This is a genomic window from Pseudoalteromonas rubra (genome assembly GCF_000967655.1).
Lineage (GTDB): Bacteria > Pseudomonadota > Gammaproteobacteria > Enterobacterales > Alteromonadaceae > Pseudoalteromonas > Pseudoalteromonas rubra_A.
Window position 1 is genome coordinate 69,274 of record NZ_JXYA01000038.1, and the last position, 15,382, is coordinate 84,655.

Consider the following 15,382-nt stretch of genomic DNA (forward strand, 5'->3'; position numbering starts at 1 on the left):
ATTTTCCAATTTGCTATTGGCATTAAGGATTCGGTTGTTTAGAATCAAACGACAATAACAGGTCAGACCTGTCAGCGGGAGAGCAAAATTCATGTCTGAACAACACATTCTAAAAACAACAAAAGGGGACCGCATCGCCATTGTATCTGGTCTGCGTACACCCTTTGCGAAGCAGGCTACGGCCTATCACCACGTACCGGCACTGGACCTGGGTAAGGTCGTTGTCAATGAAATGCTGGAACGCCTTAACATAGATAAAAACGAAATCGACCAGCTGGTTTTCGGCCAGGTGGTGCAAATGCCGGAAGCGCCAAACATTGCGCGTGAAATCGTGCTGGGTACTGGCATGCCGGTATCCGTCGATGCTTATTCTGTATCTCGTGCTTGTGCCACCAGTTTCCAGGCGGTAGCGAACGTTGCCGAGTCCATTATTGCAGGCCACACGGCGGTAGGTATCGCCGGTGGTGCGGATTCATCGTCTGTACTGCCCATTGGTGTGAGCAAAAAGCTGGCTGGCAGCTTGGTTGATTTAAACAAAGCACGTACCTTGTCACAGCGTTTGAAGATTTTCTCAAAGCTCAGACTGAAAGATTTGATGCCAGTACCGCCGGCTGTTGCTGAATACTCAACAGGCTTGTCTATGGGTCAAACGGCAGAGCAAATGGCCAAAACCCATGCTATCAGCCGTGCCGACCAAGATGCGCTGGCGCATCGCTCGCACACTCTTGCTGCTAAAGCCTGGGATGCAGGTTTGTTAAAAGACGAAGTCATGACGGCACATGTTGAGCCGTACAAAGGCTTTATCGACAAAGATAACAACATTCGTGCGAACTCGTCTTTGGAAGGCTACGCCAAATTGCGTCCGGTCTTTGATCGCAAACATGGCTCGGTTACTGCGGCAAACGCAACGCCGCTTACTGATGGTGCCGCTGCGGTACTGATGATGAGCGAAAGCAAAGCCAAAGCATTGGGTTATGAAATCCTGGGCTATGTACGCAACTATGCATTTACCGCTATCGGCGTGCACGAAGACATGCTGATGGGTCCGGCTCACTCCACGCCACTGGCACTGGAGCGCGCGGGTCTGACTCTGCAAGATTTAGACTTAATTGAAATGCACGAAGCGTTTGCGGCGCAAACTCTGGCTAACATGAAGATGTTTGCCTCTGATAAGTTTGCTCAGGAGAAGCTGGGTCGCAGCAAAGCGCTGGGTGAAATCGATATGGATAAATTCAACGTAAACGGTGGCTCTTTGGCCTATGGACACCCGTTTGCGGCAACAGGCGCGCGTTTGATCACGCAAACCCTGAATGAACTGAAACGTCGCGGCGGTGGACTTGCGCTGACTACAGCTTGTGCGGCTGGTGGTCTGGGTGCAGCCTTTGTATTGGAGAGTGCATAATGTCAGTATTTAGTTATGAATTAAACAGCCACCGCGTGGCCATCGTCACCATCGATGTGCCGGGCGAGAAGATGAATACGCTGCGCGACAGCTTTGCCGATGAACTGCTGACTATCCTGGAGCAGGGTCGCAGCGATGATGTAACTGGCATGGTGTTTGTCAGCGGCAAAGACGATAACTTTATTGCCGGTGCCGACATCAAAATGCTGGATCAGGCAAAAACCCGCGAAGACGCGCTGCGCTTATCTGAAATGTGCCAGCAGGCATTTTTCAAAATGCAGAAGCTGCCTTTCCCAACGGTTGCGGCCATTCATGGTGCGGCACTGGGTGGCGGTCTTGAATTCGCGTTGGCGTGTGATTATCGCGTATGTAGTGATGACGATAAAACCAAATTAGGTTTGCCTGAAGTACAACTGGGCCTGTTACCAGGCGGTGGCGGCACACAACGCTTGCCAAAGCTGGTGGGTATTCAAAAAGCATTAGAATGGATGCTGACGGGCAAGCAAGTGCGTGCCAAGCAGGCTAAAAAAGCCGGTCTGGTAGACGACAGCGTGCCGCACAGTATTTTACTGGATGTGGCCATTAAACTGGCCCGTGGCAGTAAGCCTAAAGCACGTAAACCTAAGCTGGATAAGCTGAGCCAGCTGCTGGAATCAAATCCGTTTGGTCGCAACATCATCTTCAAAAAAGCGCAGGAAAACGTTGAGAAAAAAACCGGTGGTCACTATCCGGCGCCACTGGCTATCATCAAGGCCGTGCGTGCTTCAGTTGAATTAGGTGAACTGAAAGCCTACAAAACAGAAGCCGAAGGGTTTGCCGACCTGGTGATGACCGAAGTGTCGCAGTCTTTACGTGGCATTTTCTTCGCGACCACAGAGATGAAAAAAGAGTGGCAAAGCGACGACGCGCCTAAGATTAACCGCGCGGCGGTACTGGGTGGCGGCCTGATGGGCGGCGGTATTGCTCACGTAAGTGCGGTAAAAGCCGGTGTACCTGTGCGCATCAAAGATGTAGCGCATCAGGGGATCAGCAATGCCCTAAGTTACAGCTACAAGATCCTGTCTAAAAAGCAGAAAAAACGTATTCTGTCTAAGGCCGATCTGCAACTGGCGATGAACCGCATCACAGGTACCACTGACTACACTGGCATGCGTCATACTGATATCGTGATTGAAGCGGTATTTGAAGACTTGGCTCTGAAGCAAAGCATGGTGGCCGACATCGAGCGCGAATGTACAGAGCAAACCATTTTTGCCAGTAACACGTCGTCGTTACCGATTGCGCAGATCGCTGAAAAAGCAGCACGTCCTGAGAACGTGATTGGTCTGCATTACTTCTCGCCGGTCGAAAAAATGCCTCTGGTTGAGATCATCCCGCACGAGGGCACATCACAAGAGACCATCGCTCGTACCGTGAATTTTGCGCGCAAACAGGGCAAGACGCCTATCGTGGTAAAAGACAAAGCGGGCTTCTATGTAAACCGCATTCTGGCGCCTTACGTGAACGAAGCGGCTAACCTGCTGCTAGCGGGTGAGCCAATCGAAAAGATTGACCAGGCCCTGGTTGAGTTTGGCTTCCCGGTTGGGCCTTTGGCACTGCTGGACGAAGTGGGTGTGGACATCGGCTCTAAGATTGCGCCTATTCTTGAAAAAGAACTGGGTGAGCGTTTTAAAGCACCTGATGCTTTTGCCCGCATGATCGACAGCAAGCGTCTGGGTCGTAAGACCGGCAAGGGCTTTTACAAATATGAAGCCAAAGGCAAGAAAGTGGACGAGTCTGTCTATGACTTGCTGGGAATTACACCGGCCCCACGTCTGAACAAGCAAGAAATTGCCAGCCGCTGTGTGGCGCAAATGCTCAATGAAGCTGCGCGCTGTCTGGATGAAGGTATCATCGATAGCGCCCGTGATGGTGACATTGGTGCTATCTTTGGTATTGGCTTCCCGCCATTCTTAGGTGGGCCGTTCAGCTATATGGACAAACGTGGTCTGAACAAAGTGTGTTCAGAGCTGTCTACCTATGCCACCGACAACGCGGTGTTTACACCGGCGGAACCGCTGCTGGCTAAGGCCGAAGCGGGTGAAGCTTACTACAGCTAAGCATTTGTCTGAGCATTAAAAAAAGCCGCATCGATGCGGCTTTTTTATTTTCAGCTAAAATTAGTCAGATACTCTGTGTATTGCGATGCAAAAGCGATGAAAAAACCGCTTTTTTTAATTGTTCTGGCAGTTTTACTGGTGCTGACGATTTCAGCCAATGTGGTGCTGTACTTTATCAGCGATGATGTCAATGACATGATCCAGGCATTTGAACAGCAGTGGCAGGAGCAGGCGGATATTGTCTTGCTGGAATCCAGGCTGCTGGATGATCTGGAGCATCAGCTCAGCCAGGCCAAAGCAATACATCAGGTGCGTGATTATCATCACCCAGAGCCGGACGCCGAGCCGTCAGCAGAGGAGTATATGGTTCGCCTGTATCGCACGTTAGCGCAGCTGAGTGAGCTTGACCTGCAAGCAGGTGAAACCGAAGCGTTAGCTGTGGTGACATATTATGCGAGCCTCTACCAAACACAGCTCACTGAGGCTGACAGCGTTGGTACTCAAAGCCAGGCCACAGCTGCGCTTTCTGAGCAACTCAAAAACCAGCATCAACATTTAGACGAAGCCCTGCGTACCTTAAGGCAAGGTCTTGAAACGCGCTTCTCGCGCACTCGTGAAGCTCACCAGCTGACATTACAAAACATTATTTACCGGGATAGCCTGGAAGGACTATTGTTGTTGATATTGATAGTCATGATGCTGCTTGTCAGTTTTATGATGCTCAGGGCGCAGATCAGGGCGGCAAAAGAGCGTGACTGTCTGTTCGATGCCATTCCGGATGCACTGCTTTACTGTGACTCTGAGGGCCGTATCACTCAGGTGAATCAGTCATGTTCCGAGCTATTTGGCTACTCTGCGAAAGAGTTAGTCAATATGCAACTCGAAGCCTTAATGCCTGAGCGCTTCAGGGAATTGCATGCCAAGCACAGAGCATCTTTCTATGGGCGCGCAAAAATGCGACGTAAAGGAGAGAATGGGCTGAATATCATTGGCTTGCATAAACTAGGGCACGAAATACCTCTGGATATAGCGATTGCCAGAACAACCTTTGGGCAGGAAACCTATTACGTGGCCGTGATCCGGGATCTGCGTCCCGAATTGCAGCTACAGCAACGCGCTGAATTAGACTTTTTGACCCAGGCCTTTAACAGAGGCCAGATAGAGCGAGTGCTGGGCGATGAGCTGACACGCGCTGTGCGTTATAGTCGCGCGTTGTCGGTCATGATGGTCGACCTGGATCACTTCAAAACCCTCAATGACACCATGGGCCATCAGGTTGGAGATGCAGCGTTAACTGAGCTCAGTGCCTTTTTAAAGCGCTCGATCAGGCCCAGCGACTGTCTTGGCCGCTGGGGAGGCGATGAGTTTGTGATTGTATGCCCGGAAATCGCTTCAGACGAAGCGTTATTGATGGCGCAAAGGCTGGTGAATCAGTACCGGCAAATAAATCAGTATGATCTTGAAATGAGTATCGGCGTAACCAGTCGTACCAATCTTTCGTCGGGCGTGGAGTGTGCTCAGTTAATTGGTGAGGCCGATGATGCCTTATACCAGGCCAAAGCCGCGGGCCGGGGTAGGGCGATACTGTTCAGTAGCCAGTAGCGCGGGTTTTTACTTTCCCCCTAAAAATCCGTACAATCTGCGCCCATAAACCGATTAGAGGGCCGCCTGCGAGTTGTATGCACCACATTGACGATCTGATCTCGATATTTAACGCCTTATTTTATCCAACGCACAATACTAAACTGGTCGCAGGTACTGATGAGCCCATTTATCTGCCTGCGGATACACAGTGCGATTATCACCGCATTGTTTTTGCACATGGTTTTTATGCCAGTGCGATGCACGAAATTGCGCACTGGCTGGTGGCTGGTAAAGCGCGGCGGGAGCTCGAAGACTATGGCTACTGGTACTGCCCGGACGGGCGCAGCAAAGATCAGCAACTGGCGTTTGAGCAGGTGGAAGTAAAGCCCCAGGCCATTGAATGGGCACTGAGCGCTGCAGCCGGGTTTGCCTTTAACGTCTCTGTCGACAATCTAAATGGCGAGCCGACCTGTCGGTTTGCTTTTCAGCGTCGTGTTCATGCTCAGGTGCTGGAAATGTTAACCGACGGGTTTAATGTCCGAGCCTCAGCTTTGTTAGAAGCGTTATCTCTATTTTACTCGACCCCCTGGCCACTCAGCGCTGGCCAGTTTGAATGGCATTGTCCACAGGAGTTTGCAGATGCAGTTTAAACTTGGATTAATCGTGAACCCGGTTGCCGGGTTAGGCGGTGCTGTGGCACTAAAGGGCAGTGATGGCAGTGAAACCGCCGAGCTTGCCCGCTCGCTGGGTGCTGAGCCCAAGGCACACAGTCGCACGGCACAGGCCCTGGCGCTGTTGCAGCCTTACCGGGACATCATTGAAGTCTATACCGTGAGTGGTGAAATGGGAGAAAACCTGGCGCTTGAGCACGGTTTTTCTACTCAGGTTGTGATGACCTGTGGCACGCCGACTACCCCAGAAGATACCGAGCAGGCTGCCAAACTGTTGGCCGATGCCAAAGTCGACCTGTTGCTGTTTGCCGGTGGTGATGGCACTGCGCGCAACATCTGCGCCGCCATTGGCAGCGAAGCCCCGGTACTGGGCGTACCAGCCGGTTGTAAGATCCACAGTGGCGTGTATGCAATTACCCCGAAAGCGGCTGGTCGGGTAGTAGAAATGCTCATTAAAGGGGAGCTGGTTACTATAGACGACGCCGATGTGATGGACATAGATGAAAGTGCTTTTCGGGTAGGTACTGTGCGCGCCAAGCGCTATGGTGAAATGCAGGTGCCCAGCGAGTTGCGTTATGTACAAAGCGTAAAAAATGGCGGCAAAGAAAGTGACGAATTGGTACTGGCGGATATCGCTGCGTATGTGATTTCAGAAATGGAAGAAGATGAGCAGTATATTATGGGCTCGGGCTCAACGGTGGCCGCGATAATGGAAGAGTTGGGCCTGGATAACACCTTACTGGGGGTTGATTTGATCCGCGACCATGCTCTGCTGGGCAGTGACCTGACGGCGCAACAGCTACTGGATGCGGCTTCACAGGCTCCGACAAAATTGGTGATCACCCTGATAGGCGGGCAGGGCCATATATTTGGTCGCGGCAATCAGCAGCTCAGCTCGGCTTTGATCCGCCAGATTGGCAAAGACAATATCATAGTGGTTGCAACTAAGACCAAGTTGCAGGCACTCAATGGTCGCCCTTTGATAGCAGATACGGGCGATCAGGAACTGGACAATGAACTAAGTGGCTACATCAAAGTAGTGACAGGGTATAATGACCATGTAATGTATGCCGTCGGGCATCAGGATTTAATTTAGGAGACAGAATGTCACTTCAAGCGTATATAGAAGCTGCGCAGCAGTTTTTTGATGAATTAGTAGATAGAGCAAGCGATGATGAGCTGTTTGCTGGTGGCTACTTACGCGGTCATTTCGACCTGGCGGTTGGCTATGCTCAGGTTGAGGAGCTGGCGCTGTCAGTGGATGAGCTAAATGCTAAAGTCGAGGCAAGCCTGGTGAAGGCGTATCGTGATGGCGAGCTTAACGAAGAAGACAAGCACCACGTGGTGACCATCTGGGAGCGTCTTAAGCAGTTAGGGGCTTAGCCAGGGGCATAATCTTCCTTCAAAAAAGGCGGTGTAACACCGCCTTTTCTCATTTACAGTACCCAGCGCCACACCACAAATAATACCGCAAAGGCAATCAAATAACTCAGGCCTGCCCAGGTCAGCAGTTGCACCGGCTTGCTTTGCTGCGCAAACTGCGCTTTCGACATCAATGAGAAATTCAGCCAGGCAAAAAACGGCGTAGTTAAAAACGCCAGCGTCATGGCAAACATCAGCATGTCTTTCAGGTTGGCTTTAAAGAACAACACCAGCACCATGCCGAATATGGCCTGAACGGTAATGAAAATCGACAAACTGGCCTTTTTTTGGTGCGGTTTGATCAGCTTAACCGCATCGTCCAGGGTTCTGGCATAACCGTCCAGTACCGTGATTGTGGTACCGAACATGCACAGGAAGGCAATGGTGGCGATTAACCAGCGGGCCCACTCACCTAAAGTCAGTGTGTACATATCAATCAGCTGTTTAGAAAAGGCCACCCCGGCGAGTTCTATTTTCTGGCTCTGCCCGTATTGCAGTAACACACCCAGAGAAAAGAACACCACGGCTAAAAATAAAGTTAAAAAGTAGCCGAGATTAAAATCAAACAAGCCCTGGGCTTTACTCAGCGACTGAGTGCGAGTTTTGGCTTTTAACCACAGTGAGTTAATGGCCGATATTTCAATGGGGGCTGGCATCCAGCCCATCAGGGCCACCATAAAGCCCAGTAAAGCAAGCGAATAAGGAGACGGTGCAGGTTGAGGTGACGGGTGAGCCTGACCCTGTGATACGGCCACCAACAAAGCCGCCAGTGTGGTAACACACAGTATCGCCATGATCCCTTTACTGGCTTTGTCGAGCAATTTGTAATGTCCAAACAGTAAGATCCCCAGGCATACAAACAGCAGGGCATAGCACAATGTTGTCAGTGAGAGACTCCAGGGCAGAGCATACTGCAACAGGGCCGCAGTGAGCAGCAGCACACCGGCGGTGTTCACCACTGCGGCAATGACATTCAATGCCACAAAGAGATAAAACAGGGCACGGTTCTTATTGTAATATCCGGTGACCAGGCTGTTGCCTGTGTGCAGAGTGTATTCCACACCAAAACGGAAAAACGGATACTTGAGCAGATTAACCGCTACCACTAACCACAGCAGTTGCCAGCCAAATAAAGCACCGGCCTGAGTTGCCGCAACCAAGTGTGAGCCACCGACCGCAGCCGTGGCCATCAGGATCCCGGGGCCCAGGTTCCTGAGTTTAGAAGAAAGTGATTCCAACACGACGTTCCTTTGTTTTTGCCACTCATGTTAACGATTTGAAAGCGTTTGCCAAGTGGAAAATGACTGGGCTAATGAGGTTGGGAGTCAAAAGCCCTGTCAGGACGTGTAATTTGGTCAGGTGGTGAAGTACTCTTCGGTGTCGTCTTTGAGGTCCTGGTAATCGTCTTCATCAAGATTAAGTGCATCCAGCACGCTTTGTTTCATGATCGGCCAGTCCGGAGCGGCGACAAAGCGTTTATTGGTATGGACCAGGTTCTCTGCCATTTTCAGGGTAGAAAATGTCAGCATTTCTTCGTCGCTCCGTTTTTCCTGAAGATAAGTGACATCGTGGTGCCTTAAGATAAGCTGACAAATGGGTTTGGGCAGATTCCAGCTGTTCGCCAGATAATAGCCAATGACTGTGTGGTTGGTCTGGTAGCGCTGCTCTTCGAACTCGACCAGCATTTTATCGTAATTGCTGTTTGCGGCGCCCAGTACTTCGACATAATCCGGATAGTTGAACGCCATAGCGGGAATACCGGCATCGTGAAACAGGCCCAGCATATAGAGGTTCTCGACCGGGACTTTACTTTTTATCTTATTGCCAATCAGGGTTGCGACATCGGCGATTTCCTGCGCACTGTCCCAGAAACGTTCCAGTTTGATGCAGCACTTTGACTGGTCAAAGGCCTGCTTGAGCAAGTAGCCAGTTACCAGCATGGTAATGCTGTTAAGGCCCAGGAACATCACTGCCTGACGAATATCGGTAATGGTACGGGAAAAGCCATAGCTTGAGGAGTTAATGACTTTGAGCACTGCGGCGGAGGTTGCGACATCTGTTGCTATCAGTGCTGCGATTTCACCCAGTTCCGGCTCAGGTTGTTGTAATAACTGATGCAGGCTTTGCAACAGCTCTGGTTTTGCGGGCAGGCAAAACCCATGGTTCATATCCTTAAGCACGGCGTTATCTATTTCGATCATGGCGGTCTCGTTAAAGCAAATACGGAATACACGAACAGCCCGTCGAGTGTCAGGCTGATTTGCCAAGTATAGTAGCTAAGCCAGATTACGCATTCTTTGCGTCAACGCAAAAAACGCATAAATAATACCCACGTAATGGATAAAGGAACAAATGAATTGGCATTGTTACGGTTGTTAAGTTAAAGTTGGCTAATTTTCTTTTTAGGGATTAACTATGGAACAAGCGAAAAACGCAAATAACGAAGCCAGCTTCGTTATGCGATTCCTCAATAATATTGAAAGGGTTGGTAACAAGCTGCCCGATCCGGCCATGATCTTCCTCGGTGCGATGCTCCTGATCTGGTTATTATCCTGGATGCTTTCGGGCGTCAGCTTTGATGCCATTGACCCGCGCACTGGCGAGGCGATTGTTGTTCATAACCTGCTTAGCGGGGATTCTTTAGCAGGCTTTTTGGCCTCAATGGTGAAAACCTTTACCGGCTTTGCGCCGCTGGGCGTGGTGCTGGTCGCGATGCTGGGTGTTGGTGTAGCTGAGCACTCGGGTTATATTAATGCTGGCCTGAAACTGATGCTTAAGCGCACACCACAGGCACTGCTGACACCCTCTATTATCTTAATTGCAATTGTCAGCCACACCGCGACCGATGCGGGTTATGTGCTGGTGATCCCGCTGGCTGGCGTTATCTTCTATGCTATGGGACGTCACCCGCTGGCCGGTATTGCGGCGGCGTTTGCTGGCGTAAGTGGCGGCTTTAGTGCGAACTTCATCCCTTCAGGCATCGATCCTCTGTTACAGAGCTTCACACAAAGTGCGGCGCAGATCATCGACCCTGAAATCTCAGTCAACCCGCTGAATAACTGGTTCTTCACCTCAGCCTCGAGTGTCTTTATTATTCTGCTTGGCTGGTATATTACCGATAAAATCATTGAACCGCGTCTGGCATCAACTAAGGTAGACGGCGATACCAACGATCTGCCTGAATTTAACGAAGTCACCTCTAAAGAGCGCTCGGCGTTTTACGCCGCCTCGGCTGTGATGCTTGCTGGTATCGGTTTACTCATTTATGCCGCCAGTGGCGAAGACTCGGCGCTGCGCAGTGAAAGTGGTGCACTGACCGACTTTAGCGCGCCGCTGATGCAGTCTATTGTACCGCTGATCTTCTTACTCTTCTGGATCCCCGGTGCCGTATTTGGCTTTATGGTCGGAACCTTTAAGTCCTCAAAAGACATGATAGATGCAATGAGTAAATCGATGAATTCGATGTCTTACTACATTGTTATGGCATTCTTCTGTGCGCTGTTTATCGCGGCATTTAGTAAGTCGAACCTGGGCGCGTTACTGGCCATTGAAGGCGCTGAGGTCTTAAAAGCCATGGCACTGCCAAGCTCAGTAACTGTGATTGGTATTATCTTCCTGACCGCCTTTGTAAACCTGTTCGTGGGTTCAAGCTCTGCAAAATGGGCACTGCTGGGTCCGATATTTGTACCTATGTTGATGCAACTGGGTATTTCTCCAGACTTGTCTCAGGCGGCGTATCGTGTTGGTGATTCCAGCTCAAACATCATTACCCCGCTGATGCCTTACTTCCCGCTGGTGGTGGTGTACTGCCAGAAGTATGTTAAAGACACGGGTATTGGTACATTGTTGGCACTGATGCTGCCATACTCCATCGCCTTTTTGATCGGCTGGAGCCTATTCCTGCTGGCATACTGGGGCCTGAGCATTCCACTGGGCCTGCAATCTAGCTACATCTACCCGGCAGGTTAATCTGCCCTTCACTGGATGGGGCCCGACGCCTCATCCAGCTTTGCAGGAAGCTTTGCAGGACATCCACTCCAAAGGACAGCTTCGCAGGAAACCCAATCAAAACCTTTCAAAAAAACCATTCTAAAGACACCCAATCGAAGACACCCGCACAGCTTCGCAGGACACCCATTCAAAATCCCCGAGACACCCAATCGAAAGACACCCAATCGAAAGACACCCAATCGAAAGACACCCAATCGAAGGCATCCAATCGAAGACATCCACTCATGATTACCGGATTAGGCATTAACTTACGGACAGGAAAAAGAAAAAGCCGGCTTCTGCCGGCTAGATGGATTTGCTATTGGTTGGGCCAAAAGCACCAAGGGAAATCTTACTGCCTCCGTGCAGTAAATACTCAAGGGAGGTTCAAAAATCAAAGTAACCAATAAGAGTACATACTGGTTAAAAGCAGGCGCATCATATCCCTGTTAGATGACCAAATTATGACAAACTGTGCAGGCCATTCGATTTGTTCGTTTTACATTGCCGTCGCACAGGCATCTGGCTATGAAAAATTGTGCACACGGCACATCAATAGAGAAAAGTGATTGAATAGATTAGAATAGTTACAAGCACAGTGGCCAGTGTGGCCCAATGACGAGGAAGGTGAGATGTTAAGAGTCACGCTTGAGCAATGGCGTATGTTGCGTGCTGTGGTAGAGCATGGTGGGTTTAATCAGGCAGCCAAAGCTATCCACAAGAGCCAGTCGAGTATTCATACCGCAGTACAAAAAATTGAAACAGCGCTATCCGTCAAATTATTCCAGGTAGAAGGGCGCAAAACCCGTCTTACTGAAGCGGGTGAAATGATGCTGCGCCGGGCCAATTATCTGCTCGATGAAGCCGAAAAGGTTGAGGCCGTCGGCCAGACTCTGGCAAAAGGGGTAGAGAGCCACCTGCGTATTGCGGTGGATGAAGTCTTTCCTCAGGCACTGCTTTATAAGGTGCTGGAAGCAACCTCGCAGGCTTACCCATTGCTGCGTATCGAACTGGTCGAATCTATCCTGTCTGGGTCATTTGAGGCGCTTCAGAACGCCAAAGTTGATATTGCCATCTCGCCTATGGTGCTTGCAGAAGGCTTTAGTGAGCAGCTCTGTTTGGTGGAATTTGTAGCCGTTGCTCATCCCGAGCATGCGTTGCATCAGCTCGGTCGTGAGCTGAACTTGGAAGACCTTAAATCATTCAGGCAAATCGTAGTCAGAGATTCTGCATTGGGTAAAGGCACTGACAGCGGCTGGCTGGGGGCCGATCAGCGTTGGACGGTCAGCCATTTACGCACTATGGTGGATATGGTTACTCAGGGGCTGGGTTTTGCCTGGCTGCCCAGAAGTGCTATTACCACGCAGCTTAGTAGTGGCGCACTGGTGCCATTGCAACTCACGCACAATCGCACACGCCAGGCCCAGCTTAACCTGCTCTTTAAAGACGGAGATACGCTCGGACCCGCAGCCAGGGCGTTTATTGGAGAGCTCAGATATCAGTGTATGGCGCTGGAGGCTCAGGACAACGACTAAGTCGCCTGTGTATCGTAAGCGTGCGCCAGCACTTGCTCAACGGCCACTGGGCGGCTGAACCAGTAGCCCTGGAACTCTTTCACCCCAAGCTCCTGCAACTTATTAAGTTGCGCCTGAGTTTCAACGCCTTCTGCCAGCGCTGCAATGCCCAGGTTATCGCACATTGTGAGGATCCCCAGCAGCAGCGCCTGTTGTTTTTGATCTGAGGTGATCTGTGTCACCAAAGAGCGATCCAGCTTGAGGCGTTTAATGGGCGAGGCCAGCACTCGCGCAATATTTGAGTAACCGATCCCAAAATCATCAATACTCAGGCTGAAGCCCATTTTATCGAGCGCTTCCATGATCTGGTTATGATCGTCGGCAAAGCTGTATTCGGTCAGTTCAAACTCGAACATGCGCGGGCTCAGGCCATAGTTGTGGACAATAGACAGGGTGTTCCGGGCAAACTGCTCGCAAGCAATGTCGCGGGAGCTGATGTTAATGGCGATAGGCACGTGAATATCCGGGTGACTCTGTAAGGTATGGCAAACCTTATGCAAAATGCGTTGTGTCAGCTGATTGACCAGGCCAAACTCCTCGGCAATGGGCACAAACTCTCCGGGGGACACCCACCCCAACAAGGGGCTGTGCCAGCGGGCCAGGGCTTCGTAGCCAATCACCGAATGGGTGTTATCATGCTTGCTCTGCAAGACTATCTGCAGTTCATCATGCTCCAGCGCCTTTTCCAGCAGCAGGGCCATCTCGTGGCGGGCCAGTGTCTGGCGTCGGGTGCCGTGGTCAAATATGGCCAGATCATCGCCAGCACCGCGCAGTTCACAGGCCTGCTGGGCATTCTTTACCAACCGCTCAGGGATATAGCCGTGCTCCGGGTAGGTCGCAATCCCCACAGCGTAACGGGCATGAAATTGGTGCTGTCCCAGTTTGAGCCAGAAATCAAGGTGCTGATGCCAGCGCTGCGCAACCTCCAGTACCGGCGCATCGGGTTCGATAATAATCGCCAGTCTTCCTGCGCCAATATACGCAATCTGGTCGAGCAAACTGGGGTCGTGTTCTGCAACCTGGTTAATGTGGCCGTATAGATGTTTGTGCAACTCGCCGTCAATCAGGTAATCCAGTACGTGCTTATTGAGATTTTCGGCGATCAGCAGGGCAAATGGCTGGCCGCGATCAATATGGACCTGTAACTGTTCAGTGAGCCAGGTTTTATTGGGTAAGTAGGTTCTGGCATCAAAGTACTTAGCCTGCTGATGGGCCACATCCAGGGCCAGCAGATCTTGCTGAAGCTGGTGCTGATCAGACACATCATTGAGATACCAGGCGCACAATTGCTCGGAGTGGTATTCCCGCGAAGCCAGCTCTATGGTGCGCTCTCCTACGTGAAAAGTCTTCAGGTCGGCCTCGTGCTGGTCGCCGTTGTTCAGCAGCCGACTCAGATCATCTTGTGTAACGCGGGCAAAATTACAGGGCAGGGGTTGAGTCTGGATCCCCAGTAAAGTGCGCGCTTTTTCATTGGCTTCAACGATATTAAACTGCTGGTCGACTAATACAATGGCGTGAAAAGATTTCTGAAAGAAGCGTTGATAGATTTGTTTTTGTGAGGCCAGCAATTCGTTATTACTGGCCATATGCAAATTCAACCGGCTGGCGGCCAGACTGGTACGCCACACCGCCAGCGGCACGGTACAGTTAAAAAAGAAGAACAGCAAAAAGTGGATATAAATATCGCCGTCGACCAGCATACGCTCGCCGGATGGGATAACCGATAGGTTAACCTGCTGCACTATTAATAAAAATGGAATGATATTCAGTGCGGCGTAAAAAATCGCAGTGCGCTTACCCAGTAACAGTAACGCCAGAATTGGCGTGATATAAACAAAAATAGAGCCCAACTGGGCAAGGGGTAACAGAGGAATAAATAACTTGATGGCCACCCCGGCGGCCACTATGGCAATCATCAGCAAATGCGCACACAGCTGATAAGCGCTGCGGCTCAGAGTGAGCAGCACACCTATAGTGAGCGTAAAGCCCGACGTCAGCGCCAGCACATAGTCAAGTTCAAATGCCAGCGCAGCGGGCAAGCTGTTGATAAAGATCCCAAGGCATAATAAAAGCCCGGTCACCAAAATAATGCGCAGAGCGCTGACACGCCAGTTAGGCACGTCGCTTGGCGATTGGGTTTCTTCCTCAAGTAAGAAAAAGCGGCTTAAAGAGCTCAAAACGTTACAGTTATTATTATTGTTTTTCCCGATACTAAGGCCATCAGAGCCGCAATTCAATGGGCAGAGGCAGTAAAACCTGCGCTAAATCAGCTTAACTGCGGTTTTTTTCAACATAGTGGAGGGGAAATAGACAAACAGCACATCCTATTTGCAGGCAACATAGTCATTTTATTAACAATTCCGTCATTTTGGATGCGTGTGGCTGTAGACGACCTAATCACCACGCGGCAGAGGATTATTGTAGAAAAACCCCATAAACACCGCCGTCATCCCGGGCGCTTGCGAGCCAGGATCTACTCGAACCCAACTAAGAAGTATCGGGTATACAGATGCGAGTGAAACAATTTGTTTGACTGGCTATGTGCGTGTTTACTTTCCTGGTTTATGTCTGCTTGCGCTATAGGATAGGAGGCAAGCGCGGACACCCACTCAAATAACTTTCACAGTTACGAAATACCAC

11 protein-coding genes are annotated in these 15,382 nt (G+C 50.6%); 8 read left to right on the forward strand and 3 right to left on the reverse strand.

Annotated features, from left to right (window positions below):
• Positions 1-91: 91 nt before the first annotated feature.
• The 6 genes from fadI (at position 92) to TW77_RS15865 (ending at position 7,139) form a co-directional block, all read left to right on the forward strand.
• Positions 92-1,402, forward strand: coding sequence for an acetyl-CoA C-acyltransferase FadI (gene fadI, locus TW77_RS15840; protein ID WP_046005954.1), 1,311 nt, complete (start codon positions 92-94; stop codon positions 1,400-1,402).
• Entirely contained in the window at positions 1,402-3,501 is a 2,100-nt protein-coding gene (gene fadJ / locus TW77_RS15845; RefSeq protein ID WP_046005955.1) for a fatty acid oxidation complex subunit alpha FadJ, read from the forward strand. Before fadI ends, fadJ begins: the two co-directional genes overlap by 1 nt.
• Positions 3,502-3,597: 96 nt before the next feature.
• On the forward strand, positions 3,598-5,103 hold the full coding sequence (locus TW77_RS15850; RefSeq protein ID WP_162197963.1) for a GGDEF domain-containing protein: 1,506 nt from the start codon (positions 3,598-3,600) through the stop codon (positions 5,101-5,103).
• Positions 5,104-5,180: 77 nt separating this feature from the next.
• Positions 5,181-5,735 (forward strand): elongation factor P hydroxylase, encoded by a 555-nt coding sequence (locus tag TW77_RS15855; RefSeq protein ID WP_046005957.1) that lies wholly within the window; start codon positions 5,181-5,183, stop codon positions 5,733-5,735.
• The gene (locus tag TW77_RS15860) at positions 5,725-6,852 is read left to right on the forward strand and encodes an ATP-NAD kinase family protein (protein ID WP_046005958.1); all 1,128 of its coding nucleotides are present in this window, start codon (positions 5,725-5,727) and stop codon (positions 6,850-6,852) included. Before TW77_RS15855 ends, TW77_RS15860 begins: the two co-directional genes overlap by 11 nt.
• 8 nt (positions 6,853-6,860) lie before the next feature.
• On the forward strand, positions 6,861-7,139 hold the full coding sequence (locus TW77_RS15865; protein WP_046005959.1) for a YfcL family protein: 279 nt from the start codon (positions 6,861-6,863) through the stop codon (positions 7,137-7,139).
• Between the two features lie 53 nt (positions 7,140-7,192).
• Here TW77_RS15865 and TW77_RS15870 read toward each other — a convergent pair whose 3' ends face one another.
• Both TW77_RS15870 and TW77_RS15875 read right to left on the reverse strand, forming a co-directional pair.
• Positions 7,193-8,368, reverse strand: coding sequence for an NRAMP family divalent metal transporter (locus TW77_RS15870; protein ID WP_046005987.1), 1,176 nt, complete (start codon positions 8,366-8,368; stop codon positions 7,193-7,195).
• Between the two features lie 165 nt (positions 8,369-8,533).
• Positions 8,534-9,379: an HDOD domain-containing protein gene (locus tag TW77_RS15875; protein ID WP_046005960.1), complete on the reverse strand. Its 846-nt coding sequence runs from the start codon at positions 9,377-9,379 to the stop codon at positions 8,534-8,536.
• Positions 9,380-9,593: 214 nt separating this feature from the next.
• Here TW77_RS15875 and TW77_RS15880 point away from each other — a divergent pair, with 214 nt between their 5' ends.
• Together TW77_RS15880 and TW77_RS15885 are read left to right on the forward strand one after the other, a co-directional pair.
• The gene (locus TW77_RS15880) at positions 9,594-11,147 is read left to right on the forward strand and encodes an AbgT family transporter (protein ID WP_046005961.1); all 1,554 of its coding nucleotides are present in this window, start codon (positions 9,594-9,596) and stop codon (positions 11,145-11,147) included.
• Between the two features lie 653 nt (positions 11,148-11,800).
• Positions 11,801-12,703 carry a LysR family transcriptional regulator gene (locus tag TW77_RS15885; protein ID WP_046005962.1) on the forward strand — a complete coding sequence of 301 codons (903 nt, stop codon included), beginning with the start codon at positions 11,801-11,803 and terminating at the stop codon, positions 12,701-12,703.
• Here the strand turns inward: TW77_RS15885 and TW77_RS15890 are convergent.
• Complete coding sequence (locus TW77_RS15890) at positions 12,700-14,919, reverse strand: EAL domain-containing protein (protein ID WP_046005963.1); 2,220 nt, start codon at positions 14,917-14,919, stop codon at positions 12,700-12,702. The two genes, TW77_RS15885 and TW77_RS15890, sit on opposite strands and share 4 nt — an antisense overlap.
• Positions 14,920-15,382: the final 463 nt, after the last annotated feature.

Excerpts from the sequence above, each read along its gene's own strand:
- fadI (WP_046005954.1), top strand. The coding sequence starts at position 92 with ATGTCTGAACAACACATTCTAAAAACAACAAAAGGGGACCGCATCGCC.
- fadJ (WP_046005955.1), top strand. The coding sequence starts at position 1,402 with ATGTCAGTATTTAGTTATGAATTAAACAGCCACCGCGTGGCCATCGTC.
- TW77_RS15850 (WP_162197963.1), top strand. The coding sequence starts at position 3,598 with ATGAAAAAACCGCTTTTTTTAATTGTTCTGGCAGTTTTACTGGTGCTG.
- TW77_RS15855 (WP_046005957.1), top strand. The coding sequence starts at position 5,181 with ATGCACCACATTGACGATCTGATCTCGATATTTAACGCCTTATTTTAT.
- TW77_RS15860 (WP_046005958.1), top strand. The coding sequence starts at position 5,725 with ATGCAGTTTAAACTTGGATTAATCGTGAACCCGGTTGCCGGGTTAGGC.
- TW77_RS15865 (WP_046005959.1), top strand. The coding sequence starts at position 6,861 with ATGTCACTTCAAGCGTATATAGAAGCTGCGCAGCAGTTTTTTGATGAA.
- TW77_RS15870 (WP_046005987.1), bottom strand. The coding sequence starts at position 8,368 with ATGGCCACGGCTGCGGTCGGTGGCTCACACTTGGTTGCGGCAACTCAG.
- TW77_RS15875 (WP_046005960.1), bottom strand. The coding sequence starts at position 9,379 with ATGATCGAAATAGATAACGCCGTGCTTAAGGATATGAACCATGGGTTT.
- TW77_RS15880 (WP_046005961.1), top strand. The coding sequence starts at position 9,594 with ATGGAACAAGCGAAAAACGCAAATAACGAAGCCAGCTTCGTTATGCGA.
- TW77_RS15885 (WP_046005962.1), top strand. The coding sequence starts at position 11,801 with ATGTTAAGAGTCACGCTTGAGCAATGGCGTATGTTGCGTGCTGTGGTA.